Annotated in this window: 17 protein-coding genes; 11 read left to right on the plus strand and 6 right to left on the minus strand. The window is 60.9% G+C overall.

All coding sequences use genetic code 11. The features are described 5' to 3' along the window. Positions 1-44: 44 nt before the first annotated feature. From LPB73_RS02005 to LPB73_RS02020, 4 genes are read right to left on the minus strand one after another with little or no spacing between them, the layout of a single operon-like run. On the minus strand, positions 45-704 hold the full coding sequence (locus tag LPB73_RS02005; protein ID WP_231079429.1) for an amino acid ABC transporter permease: 660 nt from the start codon (positions 702-704) through the stop codon (positions 45-47). Then, the gene (locus LPB73_RS02010) at positions 704-1405 is read right to left on the minus strand and encodes an amino acid ABC transporter permease (protein WP_231079430.1); all 702 of its coding nucleotides are present in this window, start codon (positions 1403-1405) and stop codon (positions 704-706) included. The genes LPB73_RS02005 and LPB73_RS02010 overlap by 1 nt, the downstream gene beginning before the upstream one ends. A 3-nt stretch (positions 1406-1408) precedes the next feature. Then, positions 1409-2170 carry an amino acid ABC transporter ATP-binding protein gene (locus LPB73_RS02015; protein ID WP_305801659.1) on the minus strand — a complete coding sequence of 254 codons (762 nt, stop codon included), beginning with the start codon at positions 2168-2170 and terminating at the stop codon, positions 1409-1411. Next, positions 2167-3000, minus strand: coding sequence for a transporter substrate-binding domain-containing protein (locus tag LPB73_RS02020; RefSeq protein ID WP_120286991.1), 834 nt, complete (start codon positions 2998-3000; stop codon positions 2167-2169). The genes LPB73_RS02015 and LPB73_RS02020 overlap by 4 nt, the downstream gene beginning before the upstream one ends. 166 nt (positions 3001-3166) lie before the next feature. Between LPB73_RS02020 and LPB73_RS02025 the strand changes: the two genes are divergently transcribed. The 6 genes from LPB73_RS02025 (at position 3167) to LPB73_RS02050 (ending at position 9271) form a co-directional block, all read left to right on the plus strand. Beyond that, complete coding sequence (locus LPB73_RS02025) at positions 3167-4387, plus strand: LysR family transcriptional regulator (RefSeq protein WP_231079431.1); 1221 nt, start codon at positions 3167-3169, stop codon at positions 4385-4387. 183 nt (positions 4388-4570) lie between these two features. Next, entirely contained in the window at positions 4571-5779 is a 1209-nt protein-coding gene (locus LPB73_RS02030; RefSeq protein ID WP_231079432.1) for an ABC transporter substrate-binding protein, read from the plus strand. A gap of 155 nt (positions 5780-5934) precedes the next feature. Next, positions 5935-6807 carry a branched-chain amino acid ABC transporter permease gene (locus tag LPB73_RS02035; protein ID WP_231079433.1) on the plus strand — a complete coding sequence of 291 codons (873 nt, stop codon included), beginning with the start codon at positions 5935-5937 and terminating at the stop codon, positions 6805-6807. Between the two features lies 1 nt (position 6808). After that, positions 6809-7813 carry a branched-chain amino acid ABC transporter permease gene (locus LPB73_RS02040; protein ID WP_231079434.1) on the plus strand — a complete coding sequence of 335 codons (1005 nt, stop codon included), beginning with the start codon at positions 6809-6811 and terminating at the stop codon, positions 7811-7813. After that, positions 7806-8564: an ABC transporter ATP-binding protein gene (locus LPB73_RS02045; RefSeq protein ID WP_231079435.1), complete on the plus strand. Its 759-nt coding sequence runs from the start codon at positions 7806-7808 to the stop codon at positions 8562-8564. The genes LPB73_RS02040 and LPB73_RS02045 overlap by 8 nt, the downstream gene beginning before the upstream one ends. After that, positions 8564-9271, plus strand: a complete 708-nt coding sequence (locus tag LPB73_RS02050; RefSeq protein WP_231079436.1) for an ABC transporter ATP-binding protein — start codon at positions 8564-8566, stop codon at positions 9269-9271. Before LPB73_RS02045 ends, LPB73_RS02050 begins: the two co-directional genes overlap by 1 nt. Positions 9272-9275: 4 nt before the next feature. Here LPB73_RS02050 and LPB73_RS02055 read toward each other — a convergent pair whose 3' ends face one another. Continuing rightward, positions 9276-9749, minus strand: coding sequence for a hypothetical protein (locus tag LPB73_RS02055; RefSeq protein WP_231079437.1), 474 nt, complete (start codon positions 9747-9749; stop codon positions 9276-9278). Further along, a complete protein-coding gene (locus LPB73_RS02060; RefSeq protein ID WP_093756981.1) occupies positions 9746-10657 on the minus strand; it encodes a helix-turn-helix transcriptional regulator in 912 nt (303 codons plus the stop codon). Before LPB73_RS02060 ends, LPB73_RS02055 begins: the two co-directional genes overlap by 4 nt. Before the next feature lie 158 nt (positions 10658-10815). Here LPB73_RS02060 and LPB73_RS02065 point away from each other — a divergent pair, with 158 nt between their 5' ends. From LPB73_RS02065 to boxB, 5 genes are all read left to right on the plus strand, one after another. Further along, entirely contained in the window at positions 10816-12366 is a 1551-nt protein-coding gene (locus LPB73_RS02065) for a benzoate-CoA ligase family protein (RefSeq protein ID WP_231079438.1), read from the plus strand. Positions 12367-12387: 21 nt separating this feature from the next. After that, a complete protein-coding gene (locus LPB73_RS02070) occupies positions 12388-13206 on the plus strand; it encodes an alpha/beta fold hydrolase (protein WP_231079439.1) in 819 nt (272 codons plus the stop codon). A 12-nt stretch (positions 13207-13218) separates the two neighbouring features. Further along, positions 13219-13713 carry a DUF309 domain-containing protein gene (locus tag LPB73_RS02075; protein WP_231079440.1) on the plus strand — a complete coding sequence of 165 codons (495 nt, stop codon included), beginning with the start codon at positions 13219-13221 and terminating at the stop codon, positions 13711-13713. Positions 13714-13824: 111 nt separating this feature from the next. After that, a complete protein-coding gene (gene boxC / locus LPB73_RS02080) occupies positions 13825-15513 on the plus strand; it encodes a 2,3-epoxybenzoyl-CoA dihydrolase (protein WP_184511846.1) in 1689 nt (562 codons plus the stop codon). Positions 15514-15617: 104 nt separating this feature from the next. Beyond that, on the plus strand, positions 15618-17063 hold the full coding sequence (gene boxB, locus LPB73_RS02085; RefSeq protein WP_120286981.1) for a benzoyl-CoA 2,3-epoxidase subunit BoxB: 1446 nt from the start codon (positions 15618-15620) through the stop codon (positions 17061-17063). Positions 17064-17129 lie beyond the last annotated feature (66 nt).

The following is a 17129-nucleotide window of genomic DNA, read 5'->3' on the forward strand; positions in this document are numbered from 1 at the left end:
TGCCCGGCCTCGTTGGTCGTGACGGCCCCGTCGGACCGCATTCCCTAGAGCTTGTGCTCCAGCCGTGCGATCAACCGCACCACCGGCAGCAGCAAGACGAGATAGATGATGGCCGCGAGGATCAGCGGCGATGAGTTGTAAGTGAGCGAGCGTGCCAGATTGGCAGAATGCAGCAGCTCAGGGACCGAGATGACGCTGGCGAGAGTCGTGAGCTTCACCAGCTCGACCGTATTGGACAACAGATCCGGCAAAACGTTCCGGATCGCCTGTGGCAGCGTCACGTAAAGCAATGTCTGTGTGGCGGAGAGTCCGGTCGACCGCGCGGCCTCGCGCTGGCCCTTCGGCACGCTAACCATGCCGGCGCGATAGATCTCGCCGTAGTAACTTGCCGAATTGATCAGGAAGGCAACGGCGACCGCGACCAGCGCCGGTACGCGCAGTCCGATGAAGGGCAGGCCTGCATAGACGAAGACCAGCAGGACCAGCGGCGGAAAGGCTCGGAAGAAGTCGACGGCGGCGATCGCCGGCCAGCGCAAAACGCGATAGGGGCTGGTGGTCAGCAACATCACGAGGATGCCGCTGACCAGGCCGATCGGGATCAGGAACGAACACAGCAGCAGCGTCTGCAACAGTCCCTGCAGCAGGAACGGTGCGACCTTCGCCATGACGTCGAGATTGAAGAATTCCTGGGTGAACTGCTCCATCAGTGCTCACCCCACCGATAGTTGCGTTCAAGTGTACGGGAGGCGATCACCAGTGGAATGAAGACCAGCACGTAAAGTAGCGCGCCCATGGTCAGCGGCGTCGCATTGGCGGACATCGACAGCGCGGAATTGGCGCGGCCAAGAATCTCGTTGACACCGATGGCGCTGCCAAGCGCGAGGTTCTTGGTGATGGAGATCGCGCGGTTGGTGAGCGGCGGAATGCCGAGGCGGACCGCCTGCGGCAGGATCACATAGCGCAGCGTCTGAGCGAAGGTGAGCCCTGTTGAGCGCGCGGCCAGCCACTGGCCCTTCGGCACTGAGGTAATGCCGGCCCAGAAGATCTCTTCGGCAAAGGCCGCAAGCACCGCGCCGAGGGACATCCACAGCACGATGAGGCTGGGTAGGACGATGCCGATATTTGGGAAGCCGAAGAATAATACCAGGATGATTGCGAGCGGCGGCAGGGAGCGGAAAATGTCGACGAACACGATGATGAGGAAATTGACGGGCTTCCAGCCGATCGCCCGGAGCGCCGCGAGGCCGAAGCCTGCACCGATACCCGTGATGACCACTGCGAGGCCGGCAAGAATGGTAACGCCGGCGCCCTGCAAAATCTCCCAGCCATACTTCATCGCGATATCCGCGTTGAAGAAGGTGAAGATGAAGCGGTCCCAGTTGCTCATCGCGTCGGCGGCGGTCATGGCCTAGTGCCTGATCTGCGCGAGAAAACGTCTGGTGCGATCTTCCTGCGGGCGCAGGAAAATGTCTTCGGCGCTGCCCTGTTCGATGACGAGACCGCCATCGAGGAACACCACCTTGTCGGCGGCTTCGCGGGCGAAATTCATTTCATGGCTGGCGATAACCATGGTGATGCCGCGGTCGCGCAAGTCCTTCACGACGGCGAGCACGCTGCCGACCAATTCCGGGTCGAGCGCCGAAGTCGGCTCGTCCATCAGGATGATCTTCGGGTTCAGCGCGAGCGAACGCGCGATGCCGATGCGTTGCTGCTGGCCGCCGGAGAGTTGCGCAGGATAGGACGTCGCCTTGTCGGGCAGGCCCACCAGCGCCAACATTTCCGCGGCACGGGCATTAGCGTCAGTGGTGCTCATGCCGGCGACCTTGCGCAGGGCCAGCGTGATGTTCTTCTGCACCGTGAGGTGCGGATAGAGGTTGAAGCTCTGGAACACCATCCCGATCTGCCGCCGCGCCGCGTTGATATCGGTGCGCGGCGACAAAAGGTCGACATTGTCCATGATGATGGAGCCGGCATCCGGCTCCTCCAGACGATTGCAGCAGCGCAGCAAGGTACTCTTGCCCGAACCGGATGGGCCGATCAAAAAGACCAGCTTGCCCGGCTCCACCAGAAGGTCGACGCCCTTCAGAACTTCGGTGTGCCCGAAGCTCTTCCGGACGCCGCGTGCTTCCAGCAGATAGGACGGCGCAGACGCCGCTGCATCCAGACTCATGAGCAGGTCGGCTTCTGCTCGGTCGCGTCATAGCCGGCGACGCCCGGTGCGCCATAGCCGGGATAGATGGTGGTGGTCGCCGAACCGGCCTCCGGCTCGACACCGAACCACTTCACGTAAAGCTTCTTCAGCGTGCCGTCCTGCTTCATGCAGACGAGTGCGTCTTCGAGCTTGTTGCGCAATTCGGTATTGCCGTTGCGCAGCGGCATGCTCCAAACGAGGCCTGTCTTGTAGAGAAAGGCATTCTTCAGCCGCGGATTGTTCTTCACGATCCAGGCGACGACGGTTGCGGCCGAGATGTTGGCGTCGGCACGGCCGGCGAGCACGGCCTGCGCCGCGTCGGTGCTGGTGGCGAAGGATTCAGACTTCCAGCCATATTTGGCGGCGTTGTCGTTGACCCATTTCTCGTAGATCGCGCCTTTCTGCACGGCGATGGTCTTGCCGGAGAGATCTTCGAGCTTGGTGATGGGAGGTGCCGAAGCCAGCGTCATGAAGCGATAGTCGGCGTCAACGAAGCCTTCCATGAATAGCAACTGCTGCGCGCGCTCGGGTGTGACAGTGACCACAGCAGCGAGGAAGTCGTAGGTGCCGGCCTGAAGTGCCGGAATGAGACCGGCGAATTGCGCGCCTTCCACCGTGATCGGGCGTTTGATGCGCTTCGACATTTCATCAACGACGTCGATATTGAAGCCTTCAAGCCCGCCTGACAGTTTGGGCATGGCATGCGGCGCGAAGGTCGAGTCGATCGCGGACTTCAGCGGTTCCTGAGCCTGAGCGAGTGCGGGACTGGCCAAAGCCAGAAGCCCGGCGGCAAGGATCATTGCTTTCATCGAACACCTCCATTGGTGCGGCCAGGCCAAGCCGGCAGCTGGCTCCGCGGTCCTTGTCATGAAGGCTAACGCAATTGCGCATCGGGGGGATATCCCATTTGATGGACATCCTATACGCTCTCGCTGCAGCGCGGAAAAATCGACTACAGACCCGGATGACAATGGAATGGACATTGCGACCTTGGTGATGACAGCCGTGGTGCTTCGTTGCGGCAATGTGCGCGAAGCCGCGCGCCAACTTGGACGCGCACCCAGTACGCTTTCGGCAGCGGTGAAACGGTTCGAACGCTCCATTGCGGCGCCGTTGTTGAATCGCGTGGGTGCCGCGAGCTTTCTCACGCTCGAGGCGCGGCGCATGCTGGATGAGATCGAAGCCGCAGCGGATATCGCGATGGGGATGATCGCGCCCGATAGGGCAGGCGATGCAGCACGGGCTTTCTGCGCCGAGTGTGATGTCAGTCTCACGGCCTTGCAGCGTGTCGCATTGGTTGCGGAAACCGGCAGCGTTCGTCGTGCCGCACGCATCATCCGTCTCGGTCAGCCGCAACTCGCGCGACAGATTGCACGCGTTGAAGATGAACTCGGCAGCGTGTTGTTTCATCGCTCCCGTATCGGTGTCACGCCGACGCCGGCATGCCAGTTGCTGGTCACGTCGCTGGCTGAACTTGAAAAAACCATGCAGCGACTGTCACGGCGTGCGCGTGAGCGTTTTCGTTCGACCAATGCCACCATCAGGCTCGGGGCGGTGATGCCGCTCGGCCATGAAAGCAATGTCGCGCGGCTGCTGGCCTTTCTCGTCGCCGCCTGGCAGCGGGATCGGCCGACGCGGCCGCTGTTTGTCACCAATGGTACTGCCGAGGATCTGCTGACCGGCCTGAAAGACAAACGGTGCGACGTCGCGTTGATCGACAGCGACACGATCCCCGCGGATGTCTCGTCCCGCGCGCTGGTGCGATCGAAACTTGTGGTCGTTGGCGCGCGCGAGGTGCTGGGTGACCAGCCCGATGTCATGCAGGTGCTTCGGCAACAGCCGCTAGCGCTACCCAGCCGACGCACCGGGCTCGGCCAAGCCGCGCACAAACTGCTGGCGCAATTGCTGCCTCAGGCAGAGATCGATGCGCTGACAATCACGGAAATCGACTCGATCCCGATCATTGCCAACCTGATGCTGGATTTCGGCTTCGTGTCAGTACTCCCCGAAAGCGCACTCGTCTCGTTCGATGCACGCCTCGTGGCGCTGCCGGTTGATCCCGGGCTTGAACTTATCCTGTCGCTGGTCTGGGTACAGACCGAAGGCGCGCGGCGCGGCGCCCGCTCCATTCTTGCTGCTCTGCGCAACTATGCGCCGGCAACGCCAGCAGCTGCCATGATGGTCAACAGCGATTGATTTGAATGAGCGTGTCTACCCGCTGTCGCAGATCATGAATTATAATTCTTGATCTTTTCCAATTTCGTGCATTATGCTGCAGAGATGCGAGCGCGGGTGGAGGGCAATGCTCCCACCTAGCGTCAATCTGCATTGGTAGGCCGGATCAACCGGTCATCAATTATTCCGAGGGGAGACGAGCCGATGACCACCAAGGGGTTTCTGCGTCCGTTGACGCGGCGCGCCATGCTGTCCGGGACCGCCGGTGCAGCAACATTCATTGCGACGTCGCCGCTTCATAGCCCGGCCATCGCGCAGAACGCGCCATTGAAGGTGGGGATGATGCTTCCCTACACCGGGACCTATGCGAAGCTTGGCCAGTTCATCGATGACGGCTTCCGCCTTTATGTCGAACAGAAGGGCGGCAAGCTCGGTGGGCGCGACATTGCGTTCGTGCAGGTGGACGATGAATCGAAGCCGGAATCAGCCACCGACAACATGAACCGGCTGGTCGGCCGCGAGAAGGCTGACGTCGTTGTCGGCACCGTTCATTCCGGCGTGGCCATGGCCATGGTCAAGGTCGCGCGCGACACCAAGACACTGCTGATCATTCCGAATGCCGGCGCCAATGATGCGACTGGTCCTGCTTGCGCGCCGAACATCTTTCGCACGTCGTTCTCGAACTGGCAGAGCACCTACCCGATGGGCAAGGTGATGGCCGATGCCGGTATCAAGAACGTGGTCACGATCACATGGCGTTATACGGCCGGTGCCGAGATGATCGGCGCCTTCGCTGAAAACTTCACCAAGAACGGTGGCAAGATCGTCGCGGACCTGACGGTGCCATTTCCGGAGGTGGAATTTCAGGCACTGATCACGCAGATCGCGCAGCTGAAGCCCGATGCCGTGTTCAGCTTTTTTGCAGGCGGTGGCGCGGTGAAATTCGTCAAGGACTATGCGGCGGCCGGCCTGAACAAGACCATTCCGCTTTATGGCGCGGGCTTTCTGACTGACGGCACCATCGAAGCGCAGGGCGAAGCCGCCAAGGGCATCAGGACGACGCTGCATTACGCGGACAATCTCGATAATCCCGCCAATCTCGCCTTCCTCAAAGCCTTCAAGGCCAAGACGGGCAAGGACGGCGATATCTACGCCGTACAGGGCTACGATGGCGCGGCGCTGCTGGATATCGGACTGACCGCCGTGGGCGGCGACTTCAACGCGCGTGACAAGATGATCGCGGCGATGGGGGCTGCGAAGATCGACAGCCCGCGCGGGCCGCTGTCCTTCAACAAGGCGCATAACCCGATCCAGAACATCTATCTGCGCGAGGTCCGCAACGGGCGTAACGAGATGATCTCGGTCGCCCAAGCCGATGTCGACGATCCCGCGCGGGGCTGCAAGATGACCTGACGCATGGTTACGCGGTCTTTTGATGGAGATCGAATCGTCGAAGCCTGTTGCGTGCAAGACCGTCCGTGAAGGAGGTGGCGCAGCGCAGCCAGGTCCGGCCTCATGCTTGATTGCGCCGGCGACTGAAGGTGGCCCGCCGTGGTTGGATTGATCTGATGGACCTCATCACACTAGGCGTTCAGTTGCTGAATGCGGTTCAGTATGGCGCAGTCCTGTTCCTTGTCGCGAGCGGCCTGACATTGGTGTTCGGCATCCTGGGGGTCATCAATCTCGCCCATGGCGCGTTTTATATGCTCGGCGCCTATCTGGCTTACTGGATCACGTTGATGACTGGCAGTTTTGTGGTCGCCTTGCTTGGCGGCGTGCTGGTTGCCTTCATCGCTGGCATTCTGCTTGAGGCCGTCTTCGTTCGTCTTCTCTATGGCCGGGATCATCTGGCACAGGTGCTGCTCAGCTTCGGCCTCATCCTGGTCATCGATGAAATCAGGCAGTTGCTGTTCGGCAAGGACGTGCACGCGGTTGCTCCGCCCGCGTGGTTGTCGGGGTCGATCCAGCTGACCGACAACCTGTCCTATCCGGTTTACCGGCTGGCGATCTGTGTATTCTGCCTGATGGTGGCACTCGTCATCTTCTTCGTGATCGCGCGCACCAAAATCGGCATGATCGTGCGGGCAGGTTCGGAAAATCGCGAGATGGCGTGCGTGCTCGGCATCAAGTTCGACCGGGTCAATCGCTACGTCTTCGCCGCCGGCATCGCGCTGGCGGCGCTCGGCGGCATCCTGATCGCGCCGATCTCGACAGTGTTTCCCGGCATGGGCGATGGCATGCTGATCCTGTCCTTTGTCGTGGTCGTGCTCGGCGGCATCGGTTCGGTCGCTGGCGCAGCCGTCGGCGCACTGCTGATCGGCCTCACGGATACGTTCGGAAAGGTGTTCTTTCCCAGCGTGTCCAGCATTCTGATCTATGTGGTGATGGCAGCCGTGTTGCTGTGGCGGCCCAGTGGAATTCTCGGACGCCAGGATGCTTGATATGAGCATGCCCAATCTGCGGGTCCGATTGTTCGGCATCGCCTGTCTGGCTATGGCGATTGCGCTGCCATTCTGTGTATCGACCTATTACACGCAATTCTTTGCCAAGGCGCTCATCATGGGCATGCTGGCCATGTCGCTGAATCTCGTGGTCGGCCATGGCGGCCTGGTGAGCCTCTGTCATGCCGCCTTTTTTGGCCTCGCCGGATACGTGCTTGCGCTATTGTCGCCTCGTTATGATGCGGCGTCGCTGTTAACGACGCTTCCGATTGCGATCCTGTGCTCCGGCGCGGCGGCCCTGCTGATTGGCGCGCTGGTGCTGCGTACCCGCGGCGTCTATTTCATCATGGTGACGCTCGCCTTCGGCGAGATGCTGTTCTTCTTCTTCCACGATACCAAATTCGCGGGTGGATCGGACGGTATCTCCATCAACATCCGGCCCGAGATCGCCATTGCCGGCCGTCAATTGCTCGATCTCGACAAGCCCATGACTTTCTACTTTGTCGTGCTGGGTTTCCTGGTGGGCGTGATCGCTCTGCTCACGATGGTGGCCCGCTCAGCGTTCGGGCGGGCGCTGGCGGCAGCCCGGGACAATGAGCGCCGGGCACGGTCGCTCGGCTTTCCGATCTTCCGCCTCCGCCTGACGGCGTTCACCCTGTCTGGCGCGCTGGCGGGCGTTGCCGGTTATCTGGCCGCGGCCCAGTTCGGCTTCGTCGCACCGCAGATGCTTGGATGGCACCAGTCGGCGACAATCCTGGTCATGGTGCTGATCGGTGGCTTGCGCTCGGTCACCGGGCCGCTGGTCGGTGCGCTGGTTCTGATCGGCATGGAAGAAGTGCTGAAGGCGCATCTCGACAACTGGAAGCTTGCCGAGGGCTTGATCATCATCGGCATCGTTATCCTGCTGCCCAATGGCGTCCGGCAGATCTGGTCGATGGTGTTTGGCGCGTCGCCGCAACGCGCGGCTGAGATCAAGCCTGCAGCTGCGGAAGCCCGTCATGCATGACATTGCGCTGCGTGCCGCTGGATTGCAGAAGCGTTTCGGGGGCCTGCTGGCCGTCTCCGATGTGTCGATCGACATCCGCGTTGGCGAGATCCATGCGGTGATCGGCCCGAACGGTGCCGGAAAATCCACACTGATCAATCTGCTGGCCGGCGAACTTCTGCCAACCTCGGGTGAGGTCCTGCTGAATGGCGTGGATATCACCTCCTTGTCGCCGGACCGCCGCGCGCGTGCTGGCCTCGGCCGCGCCTATCAGAAGACGACGTTGTTTGCGCAATTCAGCGTGCACGAGAATGTGCGTCTTGCGGCGCAGGCCCGTTCAACCGCGCCGCTCCGGATGTTTGGTGGCACGCGGTCCGACCGGCCATATCTCAAGTTGGTCACCGATGCGATCGACCGGGTCGGATTGTCCACACGGTCGCAGGTCATCGCCGACAGATTGAGCCACGGCGAACAGCGCCAGCTCGAAATCGCGATGGTGCTGGCGACCAATCCGCAGGTCATTCTGCTCGATGAGCCACTGGCGGGCATGGGACCATCGGAGGCGCGGGGCATCATCGGATTGATTGCGTCGCTGAAGGCCGACCGTGCGCTGCTGGTGGTGGAGCACGACATGGATGCGGTGTTCGAACTCGCAGACCGGTTGACGGTGATGCAGGACGGTCGTGTCATTGCCACAGGTTTGCCGCAGGACGTGCGCGTGGATCCTGGCGTACGCGCCGCCTATCTCGGGGCTGATGGAGGCATCGCGTAATGGCCTTGCTCGAGGTGGAAAAGCTCGATGCGTTTTATGGCGCTAGCCAGATTCTGCACAGCATCGATCTGACCTTCGCGCCGGGCGAGCAGGTGGCGTTGATTGGTCGCAATGGCATGGGCAAGACCACGCTGCTGCGTTCGCTGATGGGATTGATGCCACTTTGTCGCGGCAGTTTGCGCTTCCACGGCCATGATATCCGCAATGCAGCGCCTGAAACGATCGCGCGATGCGGCATGGCGCTGGTGCCGGAGGGCAGGGGCATTTTCGGTTCGCTGTCGGTCACCGAAAATCTGGTGATGGCCGCGCGACCAGGCAATCACGGCCGTCAGTCCTGGACCCTGCCGAAAATCTTCGATCTGTTTCCGCGTCTGCATGAACGCCGCAATAATGGAGGGCACCAATTGTCGGGAGGTGAGCAGCAGATGCTGACCATCGGCCGCGCGCTGATGACCAATCCAGATATGATCATGATCGACGAAGCCACGGAAGGTTTGGCACCGCTGGTGGCGCAGTCGATCTGGCAAACGCTGGCGATGGTCCGGGGCGAGGGCATTGCGACCATCGTCGTCGACAAGGATTTCAGGAGTCTGGCAAAAGTCGCCGACCGAATGGTGATCCTGTCGAAGGGCTGCGTGGTGTTCGACGGAACGCCGGCAGCATTGGCCGCGCAGCCCGGCGTGCTGGAGAGCCATCTCGGCGTTTGAGCGATCAGGCCACGACGACGGTCAACGCATCGTCATCGGCCGCAAGAATATTGTCGGAAAGCGGCTCCGGCCATTGCACGACCAGACGGCCGAACAGATCGTTGAGTTCTTCCCGGTCAATGACGTCATAAAAACAGGGCGTCGTTGCGCGCGCGATGAAGCTGTGCAGCAGGTGCGCGGCGTCGTAGTCATAGACGATGTCGCCGGGAACGCTTCCCGGCTTGCGCAGCAGGAAGGTTCGCAGGCTTGTCAGGCATGCCTGCCCGCCGTCTGTTGCGGCAAAGGAGAGCACGGCTGTCTGATGCGCGATGCGTGGTCCGTCCTGCATCCGGTCATACATCGGCAGCGCATTGGCGCTGATGACATCGGCGAGATCGCGGAAATCGTTTGAGACGTCTTCAGAATGCAGGGTATTGCGGATCGCCATGACACCGGTGGGATCGAAGCCGCGTGCTTGCAGAAGCTCGCCCAGTGTCACGACGCAGCGCTTCTCAGTCCGAAGGCCTGGGCATTGGTGTTCAACACACGCGACACCGCGCCGACCAGTTGCGCGGCAGCCTTGTCCTTGCTGAGACCGGCCGTATCGACAATGGCGGATGCGCGGGAATAAAGCGGTTCGCGGCTCAGCAGGATTGTGCGCAATTCCTGCATGGCGGAGCGGTCGTCGGCCATCGGGCGCAAGTCACCCTGGCGGCGGACGCGCGCCATATGCTCTTCGGGCTTGGCCTTGAGCCAGATCGTGTAGAACGACGACAATACGCGATCGAAGGTCACGGGTTCCGAGACGATGCCGCCGCCGGTCGCAAGGACGATGGGCTCCTTGCGTCCGAGCAGGCCGTTCAGCGCGGCCTGTTCCATGCGGCGAAAGCCCTCCTGTCCATAGAGGGCGATGATCTCGGCGACCGATAGTCCGTTGTGCTGCTCGATCTCCTTGTTGAGTTCGACGAAGCTCCAGCCGATCTTGTCCGCCAACAATTTGCCAAGCGTCGATTTTCCGGCGCCGCGCAGCCCGATCAGGGCGATGCCGCTGAATGACATATAATTCTGGAACTGACCGTTCCCGCGTCCGGCGAGAACGTCCTTGGCCTGGGCGATCTGGTTCGGTGTCGCGTTGCGAACGAGGTCGCGAATGACCGGCCACTCCGTTGTCGGTTCGTCCGCCGGAATCAGATCTTCGAGATGGGCACCCATGGCGCCGGACACCCGGCGCAGCAGCACGATAGACACGTTGCCCTTGCCGCTTTCCAGTTGCGCGATGTAGCGCTCCGAAATCCCTGACACTTTTGCCAGCACCTTTCGCGACATGCCGCGCAGGCCGCGCATGGTGCGGACACGCTGACCGAGCTGTTCAAGAAAGGCAGTTTCGGGATCGGCCTGGTCGGTCATGTGGTGTGCGTGCTCGCAGAGGATTTCAGGAAAGATAATTCCGGATGCGATTGACAGCAACCGGAGTTGGTGACTTTATATGAATTATAATTCAAAAAAGACGATAGGGAGAGCACCGTGAGCAACGGTTGTGGAATCGCCCAAGGTGCAGACGCATCATGAGTGGGCCGTCCAGTTCTTACAATGCGGTGACCTGGCTTCTCGACCGCAACATCGATGAGGGCCGTGGCAGCAAGCTCGCCTTCACCGATACCGTGACCGAACTGACCTATGGCGACCTGCAGGTAAAAAGCTGCCAACTGGCCAATTTACTGAAGCGGCTCGGTGTCCGGCGCGAAGAACGCGTCGCGATGATCATGCTCGACACCGTCGACTTTCCGGTGGTGTTCCTCGGCGCGATCCGGGCCGGCATCGTCCCGGTGCCGCTCAACACTCTGCTGACTTCGGAGCAATACGCCTATGTGCTGGCCGATTGTCGGGCACGCGTGTTGTTCATTTCCGCGGCGCTTTTGCCGGCAGTCGACGAGATGCTCGGTCGTCTGCCGGATCTTGAGCATGTGATTGTGGTCGGTGGTGCCGGCAATGGCCGCAAGAGTCTGGCCGATGAAGTCAGGGATGAGAGCACAAGCTTCACCACGGTCGCGACCCATGCGGACGAGCCTGCCTTCTGGTTGTATTCGTCCGGATCCACGGGCATGCCGAAAGGCGTTCGACATCTGCACGCCAGCCTGGAAGCAACGGCGACCACCTATGGCAAGCAGGTTCTCGGCATCCGCGAGGACGATGTCGGATTATCTGCGGCCAAATTGTTCTTCGCCTACGGCCTCGGCAACGCCATGACATTTCCCATGTCGGTTGGCGCCACGACGGTGCTCAATCCGGAGCGACCCACGCCGGCCACCATGTTCGGCCTGATGCTGCGATATCAGCCGAGCATCTTTTTCGGGGTGCCGACGTTGTTCGCGGCGATGCTGAACGATGAAGGTTTCAAAACGGAAGCTCGCCTCCCGCGCCTGCGCATTTGCACCTCGGCCGGCGAAGCGCTTCCGGAGCCGGTGGGGAATGGCTGGAAGAGCCGCTTCGGCGTCGATATTCTCGATGGCGTCGGCTCAACCGAACTGCTGCATATCTTTCTGTCGAATGCTCCCGGCGATATCAAATACGGCACGTCCGGCCGGCCGGTGCCAGGCTATCGTGTGCGGCTCGTCGATGATGCGGGCCTCGATATTGCCGACGGAGAAATCGGCGAGTTGCTCGTCGATGCTCCGTCTGCCGGTGAGGGATACTGGAATCAACGCAGCAAGAGTCGTCGCACCTTCGAGGGTCATTGGACACGCACCGGTGACAAATATGTCCGCGATGCCGACGGGCGCTATACGTTCTGCGGACGTGCCGATGACATGTTCAAGGTGTCCGGCATCTGGGTGTCCCCGTTCGAGGTCGAGAGCGCGCTGATCGCACATCCCGCCGTATCCGAAGCGGCGGTCGTGCCGGAGGCCGACGCCGAGGGGCTGTTGAAGCCGAAAGCCTTCGTGGTGCTGAAACCGAATGCCGTGCTTGAGGGCCTGCGCGAATCCTTGAAGGATCACGTCAAGCAACGGATCGGTCCGTGGAAATATCCACGCTGGATCGAGGTTGTCGATTCCCTTCCCAAAACAGCCACCGGAAAAATCCAGCGCTTCAAATTGCGCGATGGAACGGCAGCCTGAAACCGGGAGATGGATGACAAGATGAGTGCATTGAAATCTGCGGGACGGCTGACCATCAGTGCGTCCGAACTTGAATACCGTATGATCGGTCCGCAACCGGATGCAGCGCCGACCATCGTGCTGCTGCATGAAGGGCTGGGCTCGGTCGCGCTGTGGGGCGACTTCCCGGACAAGCTTCAGGCAGCGACCGGGGCCGGCGTCTTCGTCTATTCGCGCGCCGGATATGGCGCGTCGACGCCGGTCGTGCTGCCGCGGCCGCTGGACTACATGCATGTCGAAGCAATTGAGGTGCTGCCGCAGCTGCTCGATGTCATCGGCTTTCGCCGCGGCTTGCTGGTCGGTCATTCCGATGGCGGATCCATCGCGACAATCTATGCCGGCGGCATTCAGGACCATCGCATCCGCGGCGTCTCGATGATCGCGCCGCATTTCGTCGTCGAGGATACTTCCGTAGCGTCCATCGCCGATATCAAGAGGGCGTACGAACAGGACGACCTGAAAGCCAAGCTCGCGCGCTGGCATGATGACGTCGACAACGCGTTTTATGGCTGGAACGGCGCATGGCTCGATCCGCAGTTCCGCGACTGGGATATTTCCGACTATCTCGCTTATGTGCGCGTGCCCGTGCAGATTTTGCAGGGAGCCGACGATCAGTACGGCACCATGAAGCAGATCGAGATCGCCGAGGTCGAATGCTATTGCCCGGTGGATGTCGAGATCATTCCCGGCGCTGCGCATTCGCCCCATCGCGAAGCCCCCGAGGCAACCTTGCGGGCCGTGGCGGATTTTGCCAATCGCCTGCTGCATTTTCACGGCGAGGGCGAATTACGCGCTGCGTAAGCGGGCACGATCGTGACTGTCACTCCTTCTCTCGCGATGCCGCGCTGGCCCTATCGGCTAGGCAAGCAGACGAAGGCTGATCACGACACGCTGGCGCAGGCCAAGGCGCTGGTCCCGCTGCGCTATGCCCGGTTCGTCCCGGCAGACGATCCGGCCCTGTGTTACGGGCTCGCGCTCAACGATGCCGGCTTCTTCTGGGAGGCTCACGAAATTCTCGAGGCTGTCTGGAAGGTGGCGCCGCAAAGAGGGCGCGACCGGATTCTGCTTCGCGCCTGTATTCAGGTTGCCAATGCCAATCTGAAACTCAGTCTGCAGCGGCCGCGCGCGGCACATCGATTGCTACAGGACGCACTGTCCGAACTCGATGAACTCGCCATGCGCCCGCCGGCGGGTATTGCCGGAAGCTTTTCCGAGCACTTTCCGGTCGCGATGCTGGCGTCTGCGCTCGCGCATCAACTGGCGACCGACGAGGCCGAGCGGGGTCCGGTCAAGATCACCGGAACATGAAAGAAAATGCATAATTCTATCGGATTTCCCTGGACGCCCTCAATATCATGAATTATTGTGCATATAACCAAGGCGCACGGCGCATAAATCAAGACTGTCAAAGGGTGGAGCATGGCCGCAGAGCAACGCGTTCTCTCGAACGGCGCCAAATTTATCGACTTCCAAACCGATCCGTCGCGCTACCGCCACTGGAAGCTCAGTGTTGATAACGACGTGGCGACGCTCACCATGGATGTCGATGAGAATGGCGGTCTGTTCGAGGGCTATCAGCTCAAACTGAACTCCTATGATCTTGGCGTCGATATCGAACTGGCGGATGCCGTGCAGCGGCTTCGTTTTGAGTATCCCGAGGTCAAGGTCGTGCTGCTGCGCTCTGGCAAGAACCGCGTGTTCTGCGCTGGCGCCAATATCCGCATGCTGGCCGGCGCTACCCACGCCCATAAGGTCAACTTCTGCAAATTCACCAATGAGACTCGCAACGGCTTTGAAGACTCCAGTGAAAATTCCGGCCAGCGCTTCATTTCGGTGATCAACGGGACAGCTGCAGGCGGCGGCTATGAACTGGCGCTGGCCACCGATCACATTATCATGGCAGACGACGGATCGGCGGCGGTGGCGCTGCCGGAAGTGCCGTTGCTGGCGGTGCTGCCGGGCACTGGCGGTCTGACGCGCGTGGTCGACAAGCGCAAGGTGCGCCGCGATCACGCAGATTACTTCTGCACGATCGAGGAAGGCATCAAAGGCAAGCGCGCAGTGGCGTGGCGGCTGGTCGATGACATCATTCCGAACAGCAAGCTTGAAGCCAAGGTCGCGGAGCGTGCCAAAGAGTTTCTGGCGACGTCGAAACGTAGTGGCGCCGGCGATGGTCTCAAGCTGGCACCGCTGAATCGCCGCTTCGATGACAGCGGTATTCGTTACGGTCTGGTCAATGTCGATATCAATCGCGCAGAGCGAATTGCTACCATCTCGATTAAAGCGCCTGACGCTGCGGCGCCGTCGGATGTCGAGGGCATGATGGCGCAGGGCGCTTCCTTCTGGCCGCTGCAGGTGGCGCGCGAGCTGGACGACGCCATTCTGCATCTGCGAATCAATGAGCTCGAAACAGCCATGCTGGTGTTCAAGTCGCATGGCGAAGGCGCCAATGTGCTGGCTCATGACGCCTTCCTCGAAACGCACAAGGCGCATTGGCTGGTCAACGAGATCCGGCAATACTGGAAGCGGGTGTTGAAGCGCATCGATGTGACCTCGCGCACGCTGGTGACGCTGGTCGAGCCGGGCTCGTGCTTTGTCGGCACGCTGGCCGAACTCGTCTTCGCTGCGGACCGCTCCTACATGCTGGTCGGCCAAAAGCAGGGCGACAACCGCGCGCCGCCAGCTATCGTGCTGAGCGCGATGAATTTCGGGCCTTACCCGATGAGCCACGGGCTGACGCGGCTGCAGTCGCGCTTCCAGGCGGATCCGGAGGATGTCACCCGCGCGGAAGCGCGGATTGGTGAGCCGCTGGATGCGGAAGCTGCTGAGCAGCTCGGGCTCGTCACCTTCGCGCTCGATGACATCGACTGGGATGACGAGGTGCGCGTGTTCTTGGAAGAACGCTGCAGTTTCTCACCCGACAGCCTCACAGGCATGGAAGCCAATCTGCGCTTTGTCGGGCCGGAGACGATGGAATCGAAAATTTTCTCACGGCTGACCGCCTGGCAGAACTGGATCTTCCAGCGGCCCAATGCGGTCGGCGAGAACGGCGCGCTTGGACGTTACGGCACCGGCCAGAAGGCGCAGTTCGACATGACGCGCGTATAGCGTCCGCAACTGGAACAGCGCGGCCATGTGTCACTCTTTGGATAAATGCAAGTCGGTGGCTTGCCCAGTTCGAACGATCAGAAATACAGCGGGAGATCCCAGTCATGAACATCATGAATGTCGACTACAGCACCAAGATTCCGAACAACGTGAATCTGGCCGAGGATCGTCAGGTGCTCAAGGCGCTGGAGGGATGGCATCCCGGCTATCTCGATTGGTGGAACGACATGGGGCCTGAAGGTTTTCAGGAATCCCTCGTCTATTTGCGCACCGCGATATCCGTCGATCCCAAAGGCTGGGCCAAGTTCGACTATGTGAAGATGCCTGAATATCGCTGGGGCGTGTTGCTGGCGCCGCAGGACACCGAGCGCAAGGTGAACTTCGGACGACATATGGGCGAACCCGCCTGGCAGGAAGTGCCCGGCGAATATCGCGCGATGCTCCGACGCCTCGTTGTCATTCAGGGTGACACTGAACCGGCCTCGGTGGAGCAGCAGCGTCATCTCGGTCAGACCGCGCCGTCGCTCTACGACTTGCGCAACCTGTTCCAGGTGAATGTGGAGGAGGGCCGCCATCTCTGGGCAATGGTCTATCTGCTGCAGAAATATTTCGGCCGTGACGGCCGCGAGGAGGCCGACGATCTTCTCCGCCGCCGCTCGGGCGATGCCGATGCGCCGCGCATGCTCGGTGCATTCAACGAGGCCACGCCGGATTGGCTGTCTTTCTTCATGTTCACCTTCTTCACTGACCGCGACGGCAAGATGCAGTTGGAGAGTCTCGCCCAATCCGGCTTCGATCCGCTGTCGCGCACCTGCCGCTTCATGCTGACGGAGGAAGCGCATCATATGTTCGTCGGCGAGACGGGCGTCGGCCGCGTGCTGCAGCGAACCTGCGAAGCGATGAAGGCGGCGGGGATCGAGGACCCCAACGCCATCGAGAAGATCCGCGCGCTCGGTGTGATCGACCTGCCGACCATGCAAAAGAAGATTAACCTGCACTATTCGCTGTCGCTCGATCTGTTCGGCTCTGAAGTCTCGACCAATGCCGCGAATTTCTACAATTCCGGACTGAAGGGCCGCTTCCAGGAGACCAAGATCGAGGACGATCACCAGCTCACCAACGACATCTATCAGGTCCTGAAATTCGTCGATGGCGAAATCAAGCTGGTCGACGAGCCGGCGCTGACCGCGCTCAACATGCGTCTACGCGACGATTACACCGCGGATTGTGCCAAGGGTGTTGAGCGCTGGAACAAGATCATCGAGAAAGCCGGCGTCAATTTCCGCTTCGATTTGCCTCACACCGCATTCCATCGCCAGATCGGTGAATTCCGCGATGTGAACGCTTCGCCGAAGGGCATCATCATGAGCGATGCCGCCTGGGCGAAAGCCAGGAACGACTATCTGCCGTCCGTTGACGACGGTGATTTCATCGCATCGCTGATGACGGCGGTCAGCGAGCCCGGCAAGTTCGCCAGCTGGATATCGGCGCCGAAGGTCGGCATCGATAACAAGCCGGGCGACTTCGAATACGTAAAGATTGCGGCCTGAAACGAGCGGATGCGGCGGAGGGATTTCCAGCTTCCCCCCGTCGCTGTCAGTCCTCGATGGCACGTG

Source organism: Tardiphaga sp. 37S4, assembly GCF_021044645.1.
In the GTDB taxonomy this organism is placed as follows: domain Bacteria; phylum Pseudomonadota; class Alphaproteobacteria; order Rhizobiales; family Xanthobacteraceae; genus Tardiphaga; species Tardiphaga robiniae.